General features: G+C 52.0%; 18 protein-coding genes. 8 read left to right on the top strand and 10 right to left on the bottom strand.

Annotation, left to right across the window (positions count from 1 at the left end):
* Positions 1 to 9 precede the first annotated feature (9 nt).
* Both HRU10_08845 and HRU10_08840 read left to right on the top strand, forming a co-directional pair.
* Positions 10 to 381, top strand: a complete 372-nt coding sequence (locus HRU10_08845) for a hypothetical protein (GenBank protein ID NRA27342.1) — start codon at positions 10 to 12, stop codon at positions 379 to 381.
* Positions 341 to 1,096, top strand: a complete 756-nt coding sequence (locus HRU10_08840; protein ID NRA27341.1) for a class I SAM-dependent methyltransferase — start codon at positions 341 to 343, stop codon at positions 1,094 to 1,096. Before HRU10_08845 ends, HRU10_08840 begins: the two co-directional genes overlap by 41 nt.
* Here the strand turns inward: HRU10_08840 and HRU10_08835 are convergent.
* Both HRU10_08835 and HRU10_08830 read right to left on the bottom strand, forming a co-directional pair.
* The gene (locus HRU10_08835; GenBank protein ID NRA27340.1) at positions 1,040 to 3,259 is read right to left on the bottom strand and encodes a glycosyltransferase; all 2,220 of its coding nucleotides are present in this window, start codon (positions 3,257 to 3,259) and stop codon (positions 1,040 to 1,042) included. The two genes, HRU10_08840 and HRU10_08835, sit on opposite strands and share 57 nt — an antisense overlap.
* Entirely contained in the window at positions 3,256 to 4,686 is a 1,431-nt protein-coding gene (locus tag HRU10_08830; GenBank protein ID NRA27339.1) for an ABC transporter ATP-binding protein, read from the bottom strand. Before HRU10_08830 ends, HRU10_08835 begins: the two co-directional genes overlap by 4 nt.
* A gap of 144 nt (positions 4,687 to 4,830) precedes the next feature.
* Here HRU10_08830 and HRU10_08825 point away from each other — a divergent pair, with 144 nt between their 5' ends.
* Positions 4,831 to 5,787 (top strand): class I SAM-dependent methyltransferase, encoded by a 957-nt coding sequence (locus tag HRU10_08825; protein NRA27338.1) that lies wholly within the window; start codon positions 4,831 to 4,833, stop codon positions 5,785 to 5,787.
* Here the strand turns inward: HRU10_08825 and HRU10_08820 are convergent.
* Positions 5,771 to 6,778: an acetyl-CoA carboxylase carboxyltransferase subunit alpha gene (locus tag HRU10_08820; GenBank protein ID NRA27337.1), complete on the bottom strand. Its 1,008-nt coding sequence runs from the start codon at positions 6,776 to 6,778 to the stop codon at positions 5,771 to 5,773. The two genes, HRU10_08825 and HRU10_08820, sit on opposite strands and share 17 nt — an antisense overlap.
* A gap of 40 nt (positions 6,779 to 6,818) precedes the next feature.
* Positions 6,819 to 7,325, bottom strand: a complete 507-nt coding sequence (locus HRU10_08815; protein ID NRA27336.1) for a DUF3347 domain-containing protein — start codon at positions 7,323 to 7,325, stop codon at positions 6,819 to 6,821.
* 96 nt (positions 7,326 to 7,421) lie between these two features.
* Between HRU10_08815 and HRU10_08810 the strand changes: the two genes are divergently transcribed.
* From HRU10_08810 to HRU10_08800, 3 genes are all read left to right on the top strand, one after another.
* Positions 7,422 to 8,216: a TatD family hydrolase gene (locus tag HRU10_08810; protein ID NRA27335.1), complete on the top strand. Its 795-nt coding sequence runs from the start codon at positions 7,422 to 7,424 to the stop codon at positions 8,214 to 8,216.
* A 284-nt stretch (positions 8,217 to 8,500) separates the two neighbouring features.
* The gene (locus HRU10_08805; GenBank protein NRA27334.1) at positions 8,501 to 8,971 is read left to right on the top strand and encodes a PIN domain protein; all 471 of its coding nucleotides are present in this window, start codon (positions 8,501 to 8,503) and stop codon (positions 8,969 to 8,971) included.
* The gene (locus HRU10_08800) at positions 8,949 to 9,146 is read left to right on the top strand and encodes a hypothetical protein (protein ID NRA27333.1); all 198 of its coding nucleotides are present in this window, start codon (positions 8,949 to 8,951) and stop codon (positions 9,144 to 9,146) included. Before HRU10_08805 ends, HRU10_08800 begins: the two co-directional genes overlap by 23 nt.
* A 4-nt stretch (positions 9,147 to 9,150) precedes the next feature.
* Here the strand turns inward: HRU10_08800 and HRU10_08795 are convergent, their stop codons facing one another.
* From HRU10_08795 to HRU10_08770, 6 genes are all read right to left on the bottom strand, one after another.
* Positions 9,151 to 9,372, bottom strand: coding sequence for a hypothetical protein (locus HRU10_08795; protein NRA27332.1), 222 nt, complete (start codon positions 9,370 to 9,372; stop codon positions 9,151 to 9,153).
* 173 nt (positions 9,373 to 9,545) lie between these two features.
* Entirely contained in the window at positions 9,546 to 11,033 is a 1,488-nt protein-coding gene (locus HRU10_08790; protein NRA27331.1) for an aromatic amino acid lyase, read from the bottom strand.
* Positions 11,034 to 11,134: 101 nt separating this feature from the next.
* Positions 11,135 to 12,586 carry an acyl--CoA ligase gene (locus HRU10_08785; protein ID NRA27330.1) on the bottom strand — a complete coding sequence of 484 codons (1,452 nt, stop codon included), beginning with the start codon at positions 12,584 to 12,586 and terminating at the stop codon, positions 11,135 to 11,137.
* 37 nt (positions 12,587 to 12,623) lie between these two features.
* Positions 12,624 to 13,214, bottom strand: a complete 591-nt coding sequence (locus tag HRU10_08780; GenBank protein ID NRA27329.1) for a hypothetical protein — start codon at positions 13,212 to 13,214, stop codon at positions 12,624 to 12,626.
* Between the two features lie 12 nt (positions 13,215 to 13,226).
* Positions 13,227 to 13,556: a PAS domain-containing protein gene (locus HRU10_08775; GenBank protein ID NRA27328.1), complete on the bottom strand. Its 330-nt coding sequence runs from the start codon at positions 13,554 to 13,556 to the stop codon at positions 13,227 to 13,229.
* A gap of 76 nt (positions 13,557 to 13,632) precedes the next feature.
* Positions 13,633 to 13,821 carry a hypothetical protein gene (locus tag HRU10_08770; GenBank protein ID NRA27327.1) on the bottom strand — a complete coding sequence of 63 codons (189 nt, stop codon included), beginning with the start codon at positions 13,819 to 13,821 and terminating at the stop codon, positions 13,633 to 13,635.
* Positions 13,822 to 13,974: 153 nt separating this feature from the next.
* Here HRU10_08770 and HRU10_08765 point away from each other — a divergent pair, with 153 nt between their 5' ends.
* Positions 13,975 to 15,264, top strand: a complete 1,290-nt coding sequence (locus HRU10_08765) for a hypothetical protein (protein NRA27326.1) — start codon at positions 13,975 to 13,977, stop codon at positions 15,262 to 15,264.
* Positions 15,218 to 15,466: a hypothetical protein gene (locus HRU10_08760; GenBank protein NRA27325.1), complete on the top strand. Its 249-nt coding sequence runs from the start codon at positions 15,218 to 15,220 to the stop codon at positions 15,464 to 15,466. Before HRU10_08765 ends, HRU10_08760 begins: the two co-directional genes overlap by 47 nt.
* Positions 15,467 to 15,571: the final 105 nt, after the last annotated feature.

The following is a 15,571-nucleotide window of genomic DNA, read 5'->3' as shown; positions in this document are numbered from 1 at the left end:
TGCAGTCTAGTGCCCCTCATATTTCTCCTAAATTGCGTTTGGGCTGAAGACTTTCCATTTCAATTGAAAGGGTTTTTCCATACTGAGGAGGCTCTGCTGTGCTCGATATACGATGAGAAACATGGACGTTCGCATTGGCTGAAGGAAGGAGATGGAGTGCCAGAATGGGAGGGGGTGACCTTGGCATCGGTTCACATAAAGGAGCGATTTGTAGAGTTTGAAAGTGAGCGCCGAGGCATCCAGCGATTCTCCTTGGTCGGCGCGCGTTTTAGTGTGCAACAGGTGACGAGGACTCCGGAATCTATGGGATTAGAAACCATGGTGCGTGTTTTTAAGGCCCATGAGCGCAAGCGAAACCCCGGTAAAGAGCGTGATGATTGAGGAGCGCGTCTCGCCGGAGAATCCGGATTGGAATTTCGAAAATCACCGCAAAGTATATGTTTTCTTCGCGCATCAGGTGTCGGGGGCATCTGTGTTGGATGTCGGTTGCGGTGCCGGCTACGGGTCAGAATTATTGCGAACGGAAGGGGGATGCTCGGAGTATTTTGGAGTCGATTATGATCCGGGGGCAGTGAGCATGTCTGAGTGTAAATTTGGAGCTTTTGGCTCATTCGCTCAAATGGATGCCCATGAGCTGAAGTTTGAGGATCGCAGCTTCGATGTGGTCGTCTCTTCGGAAAATCTAGAGCATCTTGAAGATCCTGAGCGTGCTCTATCCGAGAAGGCACGGGTGCTGAAGGATGACGGTTGGGTGATGATTGGGACTCCCAACAAAGAAATGTTTTCTCCAGGTGAGCCGGGTAGCCCCAATCCATTCCACAAGGACGAGTTCCAGTATCTAGATCTGTGGAAGATGATGAAGTCTCATTGGGAGCAGGTGTGCATCATCGAAAATTTTTGGGAGTCTGACTTCGAATTGGGCCGCAAGCAGAAGGCCGTGCGACTTCAGTCAGGCCAACATGGCGTGCTTCACAAACAACGCGGCCACTACAAGTTCTGTGGCAAAGTGTTTGATATGTCGCTGCTCCACAACACCCACTCATTTATGGCGCTGGCTACGCAAGCCCGTAAACGGACGGTCCATGCGTTGAGGTGAACGCGGGTGTTTCCTGCTAAACGTTTTGTCGCTTAAATTCCCCATGGGTAAGCGCTGGATTTCGCTGGTAGTCTCAATCTGTATCGGCACTAGAATCGGCCTCAGCCAGAGTTCGCGCATCGCCGCTACGAGCGAGCCATGGTTCAGCTCTCCGTCGATTCTCTCCAACAGTGCTAGCAAGCGTTCTCGCTGAAATACAGCGTATGAAAGCTCGATAGCATCTGGGTTGATCGGGAGTCGTCGATGATGGAAATATCCGTTTGCTGCAATTTCTTCGCTGTCATGGACCGGACGTAGCTGCCCGGACGCATCGAAGGCATAGGCATTATCTATAAAATTCCCGTTGCGGACGAGGTAGGGGACGGCGCAGGCGATTTCGTTGAGTGATGCAAATCCTGAAAGCTGATTCACTACTGCGCTGTCTAATGAGTCATTGTTGGGCCAGATATAACAATACTCTGAGTTAAAACTATCTGCTTCTTTACGCAGCGTGACAATACGCTCGCCTGGGTTCCATTGGAGCTGTGAAGCTTCTTTCGTTTCGCAGAAAATCAGTTGAATATATCCGGCTTCGCTGAGACTGACATCCCATTGATTGCCCCAGTATTCCTGCGCGCATTTCTTAGCAGAATCGAGCACATAGGGCTTAGCTTCTACTGTCTCTGCAGTGGAGCGTTCATGGCTGCGCCACTGGTAAAGGGTATAGGGCAGATGTATCACATTATCGGCATAAACAGCCCGAGAGGCTTTCAAAGCGAGCCCCCAATCGTGGCAGCCCGGGATGTGTTTAGGATAGCCTCCAATGCTACTTACAAGTTCTCTTCGATAGCAGGTGATGTGGTTGAAGTAATTTTGGGTGCCGAGGAGTTCTGGCTGAAAACCTGGCTTGTGGTAGGGCTCAAAGCGTTCTTCTCCCGACGCATCCATTTTCTCCTCATCGCTGTAGATGAGCTGGGCATCTGGATACTCACGCATGTAACACAAGAGCAATTCAAGCGCATCCGGATATATTCTATCATCCTGATCCAGTGCGAACACCCAGTCTCCATTGGCGATACTCATGCCCCGATTCAGTGCTCCTGCAATGTGGAGGTTCGTCGTGTTGCGGAGTAATTTGAGCCGCTCATCCTGCTGGCAGAGTTCGGTGAGCACGCTGGCGATTTCGGGGGCATTGCCATCGTCGATCAGGATGAGTTCCCAGGTCGAGATCGTCTGCTGCATTACGCTGTCGATCGCCTCTTCGAGCCAGCCGATCTCCGGCTCATGAATAGGCATTAAAATCGTGAACATGCTACCTGTAGCCGGGGCTAGGTTTTTCGTCGCTTCATAGGCGGGTGCCAAGGGGTTACCTGGCCGTTTGAACGGCACCGGCACAGCATCTACCGGTATGTTAAGTCTCTCTGCCGAAGGGGTGTCAAAAGGTTCAGCAACGCCTGCCGTATGTCGCAGTCGAGCTTGGTCTGCATTAGGTAAAGTTGCCATGCCCTCAAAGGCCTCTCGATAGTGCTGATCAGCCTGCGAAAAATTATTTCTCAGCCAGTCCCAAAAGTGCTCAAAACGCTCGCCCTGTGCCGTTCCAATTCGCAAGACACCCAGCCCAAAGAAGTGGTTGAAGGTGACTTGTTCGCCGTCGCCAACGATTTCTTCAAAAGCTCGGTGCACTCCGAACTCACCCCCAACGACCTGCGTGTCATGAAACAACACCACTGCACGATCCGAGAGCTTGGCATGGGCATCATTCCAGTCGCGCATGACAGCTTCGTAGGTGTGCAGACCGTCGATGTGCAGGAGGTCGATGGATCCGTCTTTTTCATCCCCCAAGGCTTGAGCAAAGTAGCTGCGTGCGATGCGCGTTCCAGGAAAGTCGAGGGCGTCTAAATCAGACAACACAGACTCCATCAGGTGTATGGAAGAACTCCCGGCATGGGTATCACCCTTCCAAGAATCGACACCAAGGATCGAGGTTTCCAGAGAATAAAGTTGAGCCGCATGAGAAAATGCGAGCAGCGATTCCCCACGGTCGACGCCGAGTTCAACAATGTGTCTTGGTTGCAATGCCCATACCAAATCGTAGGCGAAGGGAAGGTGTCCTGACCAGGCTCCAGCACCGACAAGTGGAGGATGCAGTGGGGTCCGACTGGGCAAATCCTCGGGTAGCTTCACTCCACGTCCTCAATGTTGTGCCCCGTCTTCAGGACGATCTTTTCCATAGGGATGCCTACGAGGCAGGTGCAAACACTCGAACTCAAGGATTCGAAGGCGATGGCGTCGTGAATCCATTCATGCTGAATGTGGGTGTGCTCATCTCCGTCAGCGATTGAGATGGTCATCGTATAATTACCCTCAGGGAGGATCGGCATTTCAAAATCGAAGCGCGCGGACAGGAGCTGGCCTGGTTGGACCGATGGGCTTTTACCGTCCATCTGGCTACTCAGGAAAGTGTTATCCCCAAAAATCTCTAAGCCGACGCTGTTGCGCACAAAGAATCCAACGATAGGTGATTTCAGTAAACGATAACACGTGACCACCACACGCAGGCAGACGCGTTCTCCCCCGACGCAGTGGCTCAAGGCTTGTCCCTTCTCATTTAGCAGATCGACATCTTCGATCCGTGCTCCTCGATTACCAAAAGACTGAGCCTCTTCGCGATCAAAGGGTATCACTTTAAGATCGTTCCTCAGGTTCGACCCATTGATGAATGCCCGTCGCATATCGATGCGGGGGCTATTTCGAGAAGCTGGAATTACGGTAGTCGGCAACTTCACGGGCTTCTTCTGTTCCTCCGAATCGGCATCCGACAGCGCATCTATACTCGCCTCAACCTGTTTATTATTCTCATTAAAAAATGCTTCAATATAAGCCTCAGTCACCTGATTCGAGGGCCCCATCATGTGCGCTTGCCCTGAGTGGATCCAGAGGGCCCGATCACAGTGTGTGCGCACTGCACTGGTGCTGTGGGAAACGAAGAGTAAGATACCGTCTTTGCGGAACGCCTCGATGAAGCGCAAACACTTTTGGACAAACAGGGCGTCCCCTACAGCGAGCGCCTCATCGACGATCAGGATGTCTGGCTCAGAGTGCGCAATAACGCCAAAGGCGAGCCGCACGAGCATCCCACTGCTATACGTTTTGATGGGTTCTTCGAAAAACTTTCCAATGTCCGCAAAAGCTTCGACGGCTTCCATGCGTTCGGCTGCTTGATCTGCGGAAAATCCCAGGATGGCCAACTGCAGTACAGCGTTTTCGCGGCCGGTAAAATCGGGATGAAACCCAGCGCCCAGCTCAAGAATCGCTGCTATACGGCCCAACGTCGAGAGACTGCCGGAGCTAGGGCTCAAGGTGCCCGCTATCATTTGGAGAAGCGTGCTTTTTCCCGAACCATTGCGGCCGACTATCCCCAGCGAATCGCCGCGCTGCAGCTCAAAGGAGATGTTTTCCAAGGCGCGGTGTACGGTGTTTTTCTTTGGCGTTGTTTGTCTGAATAATGAGCCTACCCGGCGGCCTAATACGTGCGCGGCACTTTGATGGATGGGGTAGAGCTTGGAGATGTCCTCCACCCTGACATGGATGTCTGAGTGACTGGGGGTCATGTGAAAAGGTTGTGTCATTAAGACGGAGCTGGCTAGGTTTTCTTGCTGGTTCGTTGCGATCAAATTCTCTATTTCTGCTCAGTGCAAAATTGGGAGGCATTGAAGACAGAGGCGCTCGCATCAGCCGGGTGGTGCGTGGACGACATGAGTGTGGAGGAAGAGCGCCTTTTTTTGGAGGGCTGGAGTCTCGATAGAGGCGTGCCTCTGTTTGCTTTGGAAACTGCGGGTGAGATCGTAAATATACAGCGTTTTGAGCGGCCAGATCTCGATGCGTTGTTCGCATTTTTCCCGTCGTCCGAGCCGAAAGGGTTTCGGATTGAGATTTGTAGCAAAGATAAGAGATGGCAGTTAACGCGAAAGGGTGGGGATAAATTACAGGGTTTCTCTGGGCCGACTGATTTGATTTCGACTCGCTTGCCAATCCCAGATGCCGAGTTGCGTTTCCGGGTGCACGGAGGTCGCGACCTGGCCCCCTTTTTTATCGAAGGCCACTCAGCAGCACAAAAGATCGCGGCTCTCGGCGATCAATATCTTGGGCCAAAAGGCTTAGTGGAGGTACTCGATTGGGGGTGTGGTTGTGGCCGTGTGTCTCGTTGGCTCAATCGTCCCGATTGGCGCATGCATGGCGTAGACATTGATCATGAAAACGCGGCTTGGTGCCATCAGCATCTCGGTAAAGGTGAAGCCTGGCTGGGTTGTGATCTGGAGCCGCCCACTCCGTTTGAGGATGCTTCCTTCGATCTCATCTTTGGCATCTCTGTTTTCACTCATCTCGGTGAGGAAGCGCAGTTTCGCTGGTTATCTGAGCTTAAACGCCTCTTGCGTCCAGGTGGCGTAACCCTCGTAACCGTTCACGGACTCGCCAGCGCCGCGCGATTTGATCTACCGGATAGCGCTTGGGCGCAATGGTTTGAGCGGGGGTTTTTCGATTTGGGACCCAGCCGAGACTTAGAAGCGGTTTTCGGCGAGCTTGAGCACTATCGCGGGTCCCTGCACACGGCTGAGTATGTGCGTGCGCATTGGTCCTCGGTGCTAGAGGTCGAGGCAGTACACCCAGCGGTTATCGGCAACCATCAGGATGTGGTTATCCTGCGGCGCTGACAGAGTCGCTTTCGGTGGTTTCGACCGCCTCGATGAAGGGGCCGAGTTTGCGGTATTTTTGATAACGATCCTCAAGGACGGTTTCGATCGGGCTAGTTCCGAGCTTGCTGAGGGCTTTGTTCAGGGTGTCGCGAAGATGATCAAAAACGGATTCTGGGTCGTTTTGTGCGCCGCCGAGTGGTTCGGGGATAATGGCGTCGGCAATGCCAAATTGTTTCACGTGCTCTGCTGTGACTTTCAGTGCCTGAGCGGCATCTTTCACTTTGGTGCGGTCTTTCCAAAGGATGGCTGCGCAGCCCTCTGGAGAGATCACCGAATACCAGGCGTTTTCCAGGATAAAGACCTGGTCGGCAACGGCCATCCCCAGTGCGCCGCCTGAACCGCCTTCGCCTATGACAAATGAGATGATGGGGGTCTCCAGGGCACTCATTTCCATAATATTGAGCGCGATAGCCTCGGCTACGTGTCGCTCTTCCGAACCAATGCCCGGATAGGCTCCTGGAGTGTCGATGAAAGTGATGACCGGGAGTTTAAATTTCTCCGCGAGCTTCATGAGCCGCAGGGCTTTTCGATAGCCCTCTGGGTTGGCACATCCAAAATTGCGGTGGAGGTTTTCCTTGGTGTTGCGCCCTTTTTGTTGGCCGATGACCATCACGGATTGCCCTTGAAACTGGGCGAATCCTCCGATGATCGCGGCATCGTCACGAAAACGACGGTCTCCGTGAAGTTCTTGGAAATCATCAAACAGAGCACCGATATAATCGAGCGAGTAAGGACGTGCCGGGTGGCGAGCGATCTGGACGCGTTGCCAATTCGTCAGCTGGGAGTAGATCTCGTTTTTGGTTGTCTCTATCTTCCGCTCGATAGCCTGGATTTCGAGGGATACGTCGATCTCGTTTTCTTCTGATACCTGCATCAGCCGATCGCGCTGTTCGGTGAGATCGCGGATCGGTTTTTCAAATTCGAGGCTAAAAGAGTCAGCGGGTTCCATGAAGCGTTGGAGTATCCAAGTTGAGGAAACTGTGTCAACGTCACTCCGGTGTCGGCTTTGCTGCCGAATATTCTGCTTCGGGAAGGCCGCAGTGGAGCATCCGGCTGCCCCAGTAGGGATTATAGATTTGTTCAGTAGCCTGCAGCCAGGTTGCACCGTCAGCAGGAAAGTAAGGCTGCATGCATTCGCAGCGGACTTGGTAGGCGGATACCTGGTCGACACCGGAAACCTCGATCATGCTGATCAGTGTTTGGGAAATGCGCATGAAGTGAAGCCGCGTGTCGTCGAGGTTCTCTGCCTGGATAAGGGCCTGGGCATCACGTAGCAGTGAGTCGTGTGTTGTTGTTTCGAGTCTAGAGGTGGATTCGGTCAGGACCTGGAGAAATGCCGGCCCGAGTTTTTGGGCCTCGCTTTGGTCAGACTTTACCAACTGTTCCTGTATGGGGTAATACGCGGTGAGCAGGGCATCCATCATTTTGGATGCGTCGGTGGGTGTGGCCCACAGACTACTAATAAAAAAGAAGGGGATGAGTGTGATGAAGCGCATGAGTGCTTAGAATGTTGTCCTGAAATACTCCGAATCGTGTGGATCGTTCCAAAAAATTCGCATTTTTTCTGCAATCGTTCAATTCAGTGCACCCATATGTCTTTAATTGATAGCCACTGCCATCTCGAGAGTTTCCAGAAGAAAGGAGACCTTGGAGCGACGCTGGATCGCGCACGCGCGGAGGGATTGGAACATTTAGTCGCGATCGGAACGGACACGGACGATTGGTCAGTTTATCGGCAACTCCGAGCGGACTACCCAGACTTTATCAGCTATACTGTGGGGATGCATCCCTGCCATGTGGATCAGGACTGGTGGTCTCAAGTGTCGGCGTTGGCTAGTTTTTTCATCCCACCCCATACGCCTGTTGGCTTAGGAGAGATCGGTCTCGATTACTATCATTTGCCTAATGACAAAACCGCCGCCGCTCAGCAAGTGGACATGCAGGAAGAAGCATTCCGGCACCAGCTGGATATCGCACTTCAGTTAGACTGTCCGCTAGTCATCCATAGCCGCAATGCCTTCGATGACTGCGTTCGTATTATCGATGAGTCGGGCGTGGATTGGAGGAAAGTAGTGTTCCACTGTTTTTCCGAAGGTCCTGAACAGGTCAAGCAGCTCAATGAGCGTGGGGGGCGGGCATCATTCACGGGGATCATCACTTATAAAAGTGCCGAAAGTGTCCGCGAAGCTGCGCGGGAACAAGGCATCGAGCGCCTCATGATCGAGACGGATTGTCCCTATCTGACGCCAGTTCCACTCCGTGGAAAACCGAATGAACCCGCCTATTTAGCCCACATAGCCAAGTTTTGTGCGAATTTATTTGGTATGGAGTCCCAAGCTTTTGAAGAAAGAGTAACGGCCAATACGCGGGAATTCTTCTTTCTGTAGGAAATAACGGAGACTTGATCGATAAGAGAAAAGGCAAAAGGGGTCAGCGACTTTAGGGCACTTCAACGAGGAATGGGAAGGTCCGCAGATAATCGCAGTCATGCACGTGAAACGCCGTCCTGATTACTGGCGCACGCGCACCTGAGCATTTTTACCTTAGTTGTTGAGCTCTCCTTTAGGCCTTGCTCGCGTTGAGCGGGGCTTTTTCGTTTTTCAACGAACGCACCTACCCGGCGTAGACGAAAACGATTGGCTCTGGTCCGTCAGCCGTTTGATGTTGAACCATGCCTGCATTCGAAATCTATATCGATACCTCTGTCATTGGAGGTTACTTTGATGACGAGTTTAAGGAAGAGACGCGCCGACTCTGGGAGTTAGCCGAAGAAGGCATTTACGAGATGGTCACCTCGGTGGTGACTGTGGATGAAATCAGCGGTGCTCCAGCGAAGGTTAAAGATCTTTTTGCTCGTAGCTTTGACGTGGATTCCTTGCTGCTTGCGAGTGAAGCAGGTGATGAGCTTGCTGAATTTTACATGAGCCAGGAAATCGTGCCGGAGAAGTTTTTTGATGACGCCCAGCATGTGGCTATTTGCACAGTGGCGCGGATCGAATATCTTGTGAGTTGGAATTTTAAGCACTTAGCGAACCTTCAGCGTGAAAATGCCTTCAACGCCGCAAACCTCTTGCGAGGTTACCGTGAAGTGCGTATTGTTAGTCCTAAATCATTAATTTATGGACTCGAAGAAGAAATTTGACGCTATCGAAGCTTCCTGTAAATGGCGGGAAGCGACCGGTGCCCGTTTGTCAGCTATGAGCCGTCAAGAGCGTTTGATCTTTTTGAACGATACCTTAGCAGCAAAACTCCAAACTCTGAGTAAAAAGAAAACAAGCACGCATCAAAACAAGCGCTCGGTGGTGGCTTTGAATTGATACCTTAGCAGCTTTTCTTCTCCCTATTTCTGCTTTGCTCGCGTTGAGCAGGGCTTTTTCTTTTTTGGTCAGTGAGCTTACCGTTCCCCAAATCGCTATAATCCCATTTGCGCGGCTGGTGCTGCTCAGAGCGGCGGCCGATGCTGTAGTCGAGGAAGAAAAACGCCGCCGGGAAAAAGAGGCTGCCGAAGTGGACGCAGCGCGTAAGCGCGAAGATGGCGAGCACGCTAGTGCTTGTCCGAAAGATCGTCTCTAAGGGTTGCCTGATTATTGGCGCTTTGAGCGACAAAGCCGCATCTAGCGAAAATTTTTGACGCACCCCTGATGCGCTTTGCGGCTGCTTCAATCCCTGTTGCATCAACATCTTGACGCTGCTGTCGCATAATGCGGTACACGGTCTTATTCTTCAGCCTTAAAGATGTCCTCCTTATTTGATTTTGGATCGAGTAAGTTGCTCTGTATGTCAGCAATCTCTTCCTCGAGAGCGCGGTCTTGAATGATTGGGGCGCAGCACGCGCTGATGAAATTGGGTCGGGTGGGTGTGGTGTTGATCTTTCCTTCTTGGGCCAGGAAGCGGTATTGCTCTAGGGATCGGGCTAGGACTGATAAAATTGTAGCGAGGTTGCTGCATTGGAAATAGGCATTGCGTGCGGCGTTGTTGGCCATGGGCACGATGTCTTGGTTGCCGCCGTTGGTCGGGATCGAGGTGATGGATCCGGGGTAGGCATGTTGGCGCATCTCCGCTAGCACGGCGGAGGCGGTGATCTGGGCGCCTGCTAGGCCGCTGGTTGCTCCGGGCTCGTAGGCGAGGAGGAGGGGAGCGCCGTTGTTGATCTCGGGGTTGAATAAGGCGTCGATTTGACGTTCGGCCAGGGCTGCTGTCTGCGTGATCGCAAGATTGAGGAGGTCTGCGGCGAAGGCGATTTGTTGGGCGAAAAAATTTCCCCCGTGGATGGGATCAGCTACGCTGCCACTGACATCGATGACGGGATTGTCGCTGATGCCGTTGATTTCGTTGTTGAGGCAATTTTCGGCGAAGTCGAGGTTGTCGCGGCAAGCTCCGAGGACCTGGGGTGCGCAGCGGACCGAGTAGATTTCTTGGAGGGCGCGTTCTCCTGTCTTCATCGGGCGCGTCTTGGGTGTGAAGTCCTCTAGGGCTTGGCGAATTTTCGCTGCACTGGTGACTTGATTGGGATGACCGCGCGCGGAGTGGAGTCGTGGGTCTAATGCTTCAATACGGGCTCCGAGGGTGGCATAGAGCCAGCCGGTGAGTGTTTCGGCGTGTTCAATCAGTTGGCGGGTTTGGTGGTGGGCAGCTACGAGCCAAGCTGTGGAAAAGCTGGTGCCGTTTACCATGCTTAGGGCATCACGCGAGGATAGCTGGGGTGGTTGTAGGTTGCGCTCAGTAAACCAGTGTTTCTGGGGTGCCGCTTCTAATAGACGTTCTTTAGACAGTAGCGCCGTCATAGTTTCGCCAGTCAGTGCACGGACTATATGAGCGAGCGGAACCAGGTCGCCACTGGCTCCGAGCGAGCCGAGCTGAGGAACGGATGGAACCATCCCATCATTAAAAAGTTTTAAGTAGGCATGCACCGTTTCGAGGCGGGTGCCCGAGCGGCCTTGGCTCATACAGTGGGCGCGAATAATCTGAGCGATGCGGACAATCCACAGAGGCGTGCGATCTCCCGAGCCAGCGCCAAGGTGAGCGATGAGATTTTTACCCTGTAGGTCGCAGTGTCGCCCGCTCGATGCGTATTTTACAAAGGGTCCAAATCCAGTGGTCGTACCGTAGATTTCACGTCCTGACTGAACCGCTCGACCAAAAGCCTGATGAGCATGTGTGATCGCCTTTTCGGCGTCTTGATCGAGTGCGAGCAGGCTATCCACATCGGCGGCGGCTTGTGCGATGGTGTCTGGATGTAACCGGTGTCTCGCGCCGATTTGAAGATTCCGTCGCGATCGGGTTTGGGTTGTGGCTGTTACTCTGTCTAAGCAGGACATGGGGTAGGGTCAGGTAGGAGCTTTTTAAGATTTGCATGGCGATCCAAGGCGCCTTTGGGCGTGCGAATCCATTCACTTGCTGATGTATTCCAGAGAGGCAGGAGGCGTTGTGTGAGCTTGCCCAGCACTGCATCGAGAGCATGAAGCAGCGCCTCCGATTCGACTGTGCCTGAGTAAGCGAAAAATAGGGATTCAGAGTCGGGTGTTGTCAGGAGACATTCATCTATTCCGCTTAGTTTTGATTTTAGCTCGATCTCGATTTTTCCAGCAGGAATGCCGCGACCGTTGTTGAGCTTGAACCAGTCGCGCTTGCGCCCTCGGAAATAAAATTTGTTGTCAGCGGCATCCACAAGGTCGCCGGTGCTTATCCATTGTCCGTTTGGAAGTAGTTCTAAGCCGGTGTTGTCATCCCAAAAACCGAGACACTGATTTTTGCCTCGAAAGCGCAATTCTCCATCCGAGGCAACGGATACCTCGGTACCGCAGGGTTGGCCGATGTATTGGGTTGCCCATTCCCCGGGTGCCCCTAGCAGAATACCTGGGGATGCTTCGGTTTGACCGTAGCCCACACGAAGGCGCGTGCTACCGAGTGTTTTACAGAGTGCTGTGTGAGGCGTTGCACTGCCAACGATGCCGCCTGCTAGTCCTTCTAGAAAATCGAGTCCATCTGGGTGTTCTACAATTTTTTTGATGGTCATTGGGACACAGCTGAGGTGCTGAATCTCCAGCTCCTTACAGAGCTTGATGAGAGCGTTGATATCGCGCCCAGAATCCGTTATGCGCACGATTTCTTCTGCATCGAGCAGGCCGATAAGTAGGTCGAGGATGAGGCCAAAGGCGTGGTGCCAAGGAAGAATAGATGCCATGCGCTTCTGGCTGAGGTTCAGGGCATTCCGGTGCGCATCGATATTTGCCCATATCCCCTCATCAGAAATCGCTACGCGTTTAGCGGTGCCAGTTGTTCCGGACGTTTGCAGAATAAGTCTGATTTCAGCATTTGCGGGATGTTGTGTATCTTGTAAGGCGAGGAGATCGGATTCATCGCAGCCTCCTTCTTCATGCCATGTTTCAAGTCGTGGGCTGAGGACGATTTTGGGATCTACAGTACGTTTGTGAAGCTCCAGATCTGTGCCTGGGTTCACCGGGCATAAGGTGTATTGATCCCAAAGCGCGCAGATCAGCAGGTTGATACATGTAGCACTGGGAACGGCTTCGACTAAAATGCGGTCGCCGGGACGCAGCCCAGAGGCTCGTAGCCGCCGCATCCACTTTCTTGATCCAGACCAAATAGACCCGAGAGGTACGATACGTTCGGGTGTCAGATAGAGCCGGTTGGGGCGTTCTTTTATCTGCGCATAGAGTTCGTTTTGCCAACGTGTGTTGAGGCTATGCACGAGCCGTGTGGAATAGGGATAAATAGCTGCAGCCGCCTGACACATTCCGTCGATGCATTCAGGGGGCTGCTTTGAGATGAAACTACATTCTCTTGATGAGCATATAGGCTTTGCGCCGAGTCGGGTCGCGTAACAATCGGATATCCACAGGGGTAGGTTCCATCTTGTAGGTAAACGTGTACTCGATCCTTTGGTCAACAGCTCTGCCCTCTTTGGCAGCTTTGTGTAGGTTATGATAGAATAATCGGTTGTGCGTGCACGGGGCGATCTCTTTGAAGAAATTGCGATTGAGCACCGCGGAGCGATTCATGTTCGCGAGGTCCATCTCCCACTTATTGTAGATCTCGACAGTGCCGCGGTCGTCCATGCGGATGAATCCGAAGTCAAACTCGTCGGCAGCCTTTGCTGTGACGGCTGCTAGATCACCAAAGATGTTTTCGATTTTTGTCCACAGTTCTTCGCCATTGTAATTTCTCTCTTCTTCCGGCGAGTTAGGCTGGCTTTCACCTTCTGCATAGAGAGCAAGCAACTGGTCTTCCATGTTGCGTATGACCTCGATCACTTCCTCGACCGTGGCGACTCCGAAATGGTCAAACAGTTCCTGCCGATCAGCATACAAGGACTCGAGCTGTTCGACCAATGAGTCTGTGGCCGTAGCGGTTTGGGTTGTCATGATAAATTACCCCTATCCGTTCTTTTTGACGAAGACCCAATTGCGATTATCGCGAGGATCGCGATGCATGTGGATTTTCACGCGTGTTGGACTCATTTTGTAGGTGAACACGTAGTCCATCTCAAAATCGAGTTCGTTTTTAAGCACACCTTCCTGAAAGCGTCCATAGAACAGGCGGTTGTTGGTGCATGGCGCAATCTGTGTGAAGAAGTTCTTCCCCTCAGCAGCTTGTGGCGCGATAGAAGCCAGATCTGACTCGTATTTGTTATATAGTTTGATGACGCCCTGGTCATCAACTTCGACCACACCGAAATCGGCTTGGTCGGCCTGTGCGCGGTCTATTTAGGTTGGGCAGGAGTGAGGCGGTGAAGCTCATTTTTGGATAATTTGATGGGTTGTTTTCAGGTTAACGGACTGCTCACAGCTCTTTGTCCTGGTAGCAGTGAATGAGCTGTTGTTCGAAACTGCTCATGATCGCGACGAGCTCCTCTGTGACTGAAGTTCCCAACTCGGCCTGCAATAACGCCTGTTCGGCATAGAGGCTGTGGAGCTGTTCAACTAAAGACTCATCGAACTCATTGATGGATGTGTTTTCGGTGATACTCATGAACTGAACTTTTCAATAAGGTTCGGTCTACTAGGTCGCGGATGCCTGAGTAAAATTGAGTTAGATTTTCGAAAAATGTCTTTTAGTGGGGCGAGTAATTGGACGACATTTGGGCCTGTCCACTAGTCCTTGGAACTACCTGTTTATATGTCGATGGAATCACCCCCAACTCACCGCTCTGAGCATGGCCGCGTCAGCATGAGCCGCGTCCGCTTCTTCTTGATGAGCGACGTGTTTGGCCAGCGTGCAGATGAGCAATTGATGGCGTTTTCTGGCACATCTGAGGAAAGGGAGGATTTGAGAGCGTGGATAATTAGCAAACGCGACGGCTTGGTGTCCCATTTGGAATTTGTCGACGACCCGGTTGAGGTGGAGTCTGTTTTGGCAACCTACCATATGGCGCTGAAAGCAGAATGGAGCTTACTCAATTCACGGATGCAATATGGTATGCTCACGGGTGAGTTTGATGAGAAAATGATGTATCAACTCTCACTGCTCAGCCTCGTTGTCAGTGGCATCCAACTCTTGGTGGGCGCTGACGACGTCGAGTTTGTGAATGATGTCATTGCACGGCCGCTTGCACGGCAGCGCAAGCGTGGCCTTGTGACGCTTCCGACCCAGCGGATCACTGACGTTTTAGAGAATCTAAAAGACCTCAATTACGGATGTATCAATGTTGCCGCATTTCTTAGGCGTGAGTATGGCGGTTTAAACAATAAGGCGGCAGCTGCGGCCAACGGATTGGACCGCGCACTGAATAATCTCCAAAATTGTATCATTCGTCTGAATGAGTCTTCCGCGGGCATGATGCTCAAGAAGTTTGAATCCATTGCAAAAGAGGTGCTTCAACATTCTGGCCTGAATGTAAAGCTCACGACTGTGGGCGCAGAAATCCGATGTCAGACCGCTACATTCGACGCGATTTATGACGCGTCATCCGTTTTTTTCAGAGAGCTACTGTTGCGCTTGATGAGCGATTTATCTGAGGAGAGTGTGCGGGTAGATGAACTGCTTATCGCAGTCAAAATCCTGACCGGTCGTCTTCAGTTTGAGGTGGAGCTCAAAGGCGAATTCAACGCTGCTATCATCGAAGGATCAGAAGAGAACGATGTTGTAATGGGCCACGACGTTGGGTTCGCGATTAATAATCTTAAAGAGAATCTTTCGGGTCAAGACATGCAGCTTAGCCTACACCAAACCCAGACGGAGATCCGTTGGTCTATCGTATCTAAGCTCAATATGGCCGTGGAGGGTATTTTGGTCGTGGATTCTCCACAGGGAAAATTTGGCCTGCACCAATATTTAGTTGATCGTATACTCCAAAGTGGTCAAGTCCGGGAACAACTGAGTGGGGGGGGTCATTCGAAAAGTAGTCTTCAGCGAGAAAGTGTATCGCGTGGTAGACATCCTCGGGAATCCTGGAGTGAAGCCGAGCGATTTTGAATCTGGACATGCCTACGTAATCCTAAATCAAGAAAAGCACAAAACAGCAGTTGCTGTCACGGCTGCTGACCGGTTGATGCGTGCCATTCCTGATCCGATGCCGCCACTTTTGTCTGGGGATCGAAGTATTGAAGGTGTGATGTTCAGCGAAGAGAACGAGATGCTTTTGATTGTTTCGCCTTTGATCTACACTCCAGGTTGAACAATTATTGAATCGCAGCTTCCGCCGCCTAGCCCGGATTTTGCATAAAAAAGTATCGCGAGTTGCGGTTAAACCACTGAAGGTCAGTGGATAACAAAACAAAAA

Source organism: Opitutales bacterium, assembly GCA_013215165.1.
Lineage (GTDB): Bacteria > Verrucomicrobiota > Verrucomicrobiia > Opitutales > JABSRG01 > JABSRG01.
The sequence above is the reverse complement of the archived record's forward strand: the minus strand, read 5'-3'. Positions and strand labels throughout refer to the sequence as shown.